This window comes from Bacteroides sp. OM05-12 (assembly GCF_003438995.1).
Classification (GTDB): Bacteria; Bacteroidota; Bacteroidia; order Bacteroidales; family Bacteroidaceae; genus Bacteroides.
Map to the genome: position 1 here is coordinate 1 of NZ_QSUN01000048.1, position 3,839 is coordinate 3,839.

The following is a 3,839-nucleotide window of genomic DNA, read 5'->3' on the forward strand; positions in this document are numbered from 1 at the left end:
CCCAAAACCGCTTTCACTAACGGTTACCATTACCGGCTGACCTTGCCCGGCGGCGATTATACCGTCCTTTCCTGGTGCAACGGCGGTACGGCATGGCTTTCCGATGCATTTATCCCCGGTGTAACCACACTGGAAGAGGCGCGTATGAAACTGACTGTCGCCCCTACGTCGAATGAGAGCGCCTATAAAGTGCCGGATATGCCCGAGAGCCTGTTCTTCGGTAGGACACGGGAGGAGAAAGTGCATGTGAAGAACGGTAAGACGGTACACGACTCCATCGACCTGCTGCGGGTGACGAACGACGTACGTGTCCGTATTCGCTGGAAAGACCATGACGGTATTTACTGTACCTATAAGGGACATGAGGATAACACGCTGCCTTATCTGGAAATCAAGAACGGTGAGTACGACTTCACCTGCCGTCCCCTTCGTGAACGCTTCCTGACGTATATGCCCCAACTGCTTCCCTCGGAAGAGGAGAGCCCTGTGGACTATGCTTCCGTCCGCGCCGATTTCCGCGTGGGAAGACTGATGTCGGAAGGCAGTACGGCTAAGCTCTCTGTGGGCGAGGTATCGCCCGACGGCAGTGTGACGCGGCGCTATACCCGCAGCCTTGTGGAGCTGATCCGCTTGACGGGCCATTACGACACACAGGAACAGCTGGACCGTGAGGACCATTTCAATGTGGACATCGATTTCTGCTGCTTGGATAGCGACCATACGCATGGCGATTCCTGGTCGGTTTTGGGAATCGTCATCAATGGCTGGGTGATCAGCGACCTGCAGAGCGAATTATAACGGTAAAGAGCAATATAGAAAAAGACTAGGTGAATATATAAAAGAGAATTGAATTGAGTTATTAACAAATTAATTTTTTAAGAACATGAAGTTAAGTAAATTTTTTGGTATGTTGTTCGTGGCTTCTTTGGCTATGGCATCTTGTAGTAATGATGACATCACCGGAGACGGTCCGGATATAAACGGCGGGGTTTCCGGTGAAAAGACCTGGGCCATGCTGAATTTCTCGATCGGTGAAGCTGTAGGCACCCGTGCTAACGGTATCGGTGAGAATGGTAGCGAGTCTACCTCAGTTGGATCTGAAACGGCAGTGGAATCATTGGATTTGTATATCTTTAACCAGGCCGGCAAATTGGAACTGAAGAAAACTTATTCATCCACGGATTTGGTAAATAATACGGATGCCGACTATGACGCTTCCAAATTGGCTTCCAGTACACCGATGGAAGTCACTTCCGGAACTAAGACATTCTGTGTTATCCTGAACCAGCAGGGTGCTCCTTCTGCAACTGTCGGATCAACAACACTGTCCGAATTCTTGCAGGCACAACGTACGGCTGACGATTATACTTCGTTGACTACCGGCGGTTTGCTTTCCACAACTTCCATGATGATGACTGGAACAGCTGAAGTTACGCTTCATTCCGGTATCAGCAAGGAGAAAGTAACAAATGCTTTAAGCTCCAATACGAATTTGGAAGCTAACAATGTGGTTACCCTGTATGTTAACAGAAACGCTGCCAAATTGGATTTGAAGCTGGGTTCAAGTGATGCCACTACTTCTTTGCCTGTAGGTGAGGTATCGGCTCCGTTGGCTACCTTCTCAAACGTACAGTACAAGGTGAACAATTTGAGTAAGAACACTTACTATTTCCTGCAATCCGAAGATGCGAACGGAGTATATCCTACTCCCGGTTATTCTTTACCTGACGGAACTTCCAACTGGGGTAATAACTGGTTTGAGATGGAAAATTCGGATTATAAGTCACCGGGTGAAACAATCTATTTGTCTGAGAATACTCACGAACAGGGTAAGGCTGTAGTTGGAAATACCACTTATGTATTGGTAAACGGCGTATATGTTCCGACAGACAGCAAATACATTGTCGACGGATACGATCATACAACGCGTGACTTTACTTATACCGCCAATACTTTGGAGGCAGGTAAACGCGCTATCTTCTCTTATGAATACAGTGTGGCGTTCCCTTCATTTGCAGGTACCAACCTTGGTTTGACTGCTTCTGATAACACGGCTATCAGCGACTATATCAAAGCCTTGGTAGCCCGCAGAGTTGCAGAAAAATATTCGATAGAAAGCGATATCAAAGCTGCCGATGTTGTATTCTGTGGAGATGAAGCCGGATATACTACTGCTATTGCCACTCCTCAATCTGCCGTATACGCTTACCTTGAGCAGGTTAAGATAAACGGTGAAACGAAAGAAGGCAACTATGCCGTTGTCATGAAGAGATGGAACGTGAAAATGGGTGATACCGATGCTACTGAGGATGCTAACTTTAATTTGGCTCCTCTTACCATCGGTGTATATAACACTGCTTCGGACGGCGCTTCTTCCGTAGGTTTGAATTGTTACTACCGTATCAATGTCTTTACATATGGCTATGCTAAGGCGCATCCTATGTATTACTCTGTAATGCGTAACGTATCTTACCATGTAGACATCCAGAGCGTAGCCAAGATCGGCGAGAATGACGGTGGCAACGTAGACCTTCCGGGTGAAGAGAACCAGGAACAACCGGTAGGTGAAGCTACTACCTTCATGCAGTGTAAGATCAATGTTTACAAATGGGTAGGCAAGAATATGGATATTGAGGATTTAGGCAAATAATCCCTTTGCCCATCCTTATGAAAGGCGGAAAAAGATATCCTGTTTAACCGCCTTTCATCCAAAAAGATTCCGCTCCGGACTCGCAAGAAGGCCGGCACCGTACCCTCGGGGGACGGGCGGAACAATAAATATATATAAATGATAAGAGAATGAAGCTGAAACGAATTTTAAGAACCTCCTTTGCTGTCTTTCGGCAGACGTTGTGTCTGGGAGCCTGCCTGTTTGCCGTTCTTTCCTGCGAATCGGATGAATGCCCGAACCGGTCTTCTGCGGAGGACGATGTATATATCAGTTTGCGTATCAACGTTCCCGGTGATGCGGGTACCCGTACACGCGCCCTCTCCGTCGCCGACGAATCGGCCATCGATAATCTCCAGGTGCTGGTATTCAACGCTGTGGACCAGTTCCAGTACAAGGCGGAGCTCGGTACGCCGGATGCTGTCTCGGACGGTAAAGTCTATGTACGGTTGAAAAAGAGTGTTCGGGGAGAGTCCTATTATCTTGTGCTGCTGGCGAATGCGGATGAGGTGAACCCTTCCGGCAATCCTACCCAAACGGAGGTGTTGGAGCAATGCACATTTGCCGCTACTACCGGTGGTAATCCCGGTTTTCCACATAGCGAAGGTACTACACTCCCGATGTGGGGTGAAAGCATCCCGCAAGTCATCGACAGTGATACCAACTTCGGAACAATCTCCTTTTACCGTGCCGTAGCCCGTGTGGATATCGGTGTCAATTTCCAGAAGGACAGCGGTGACGGAACCGTGCCCGACGATAATCCTGTGGCGGACGGCTCGAAGCGTTTCAGACTGACGAGTGCGAGAGTCTATAACAGCCTGGATAAGGGATATGTCGCTCCGCTGTTGGGGTATGGCACTATCAGCATTCCCGGTACGGCTTCGGTATATACTCCCGACAACTATGTGGATTACTCGGTAAATGGCTGGAAACAGACCGACCATGAGATTTATCTGCCCGAGGTGAAGAATCATACGTTTGACGGTAGCAAGAAATCGTTGCAGGAACGTTGCTGTATCATCGTGGGAGGGCTCTATACGGATACGGATGATAACTTTGATAATGTGTCGGAAACCTACTACCGCATCGACTTTCTGGGAGACGGGAAGACGGACGACACGCTGCTGGATATCTTCCGCAACCACCGTTACGTGTTCAATATCACGAGTGT

At 48.5% G+C, this 3,839-nt stretch carries 3 protein-coding genes; all 3 read left to right on the forward strand.

Annotated features, from left to right (window positions below):
- Positions 1–798: FimB/Mfa2 family fimbrial subunit (locus tag DXB63_RS17605; protein WP_147332312.1), on the forward strand; the 798-nt coding region annotated here is incomplete at its 5' end.
- Between the two features lie 85 nt (positions 799–883).
- The gene (locus DXB63_RS17610; protein WP_122127693.1) at positions 884–2,650 is read left to right on the forward strand and encodes an Mfa1 family fimbria major subunit; all 1,767 of its coding nucleotides are present in this window, start codon (positions 884–886) and stop codon (positions 2,648–2,650) included.
- Between the two features lie 149 nt (positions 2,651–2,799).
- A partial coding sequence (locus DXB63_RS17615) for a fimbrial protein (protein ID WP_147332313.1) occupies positions 2,800–3,839 on the forward strand: 1,040 nt, incomplete at its 3' end.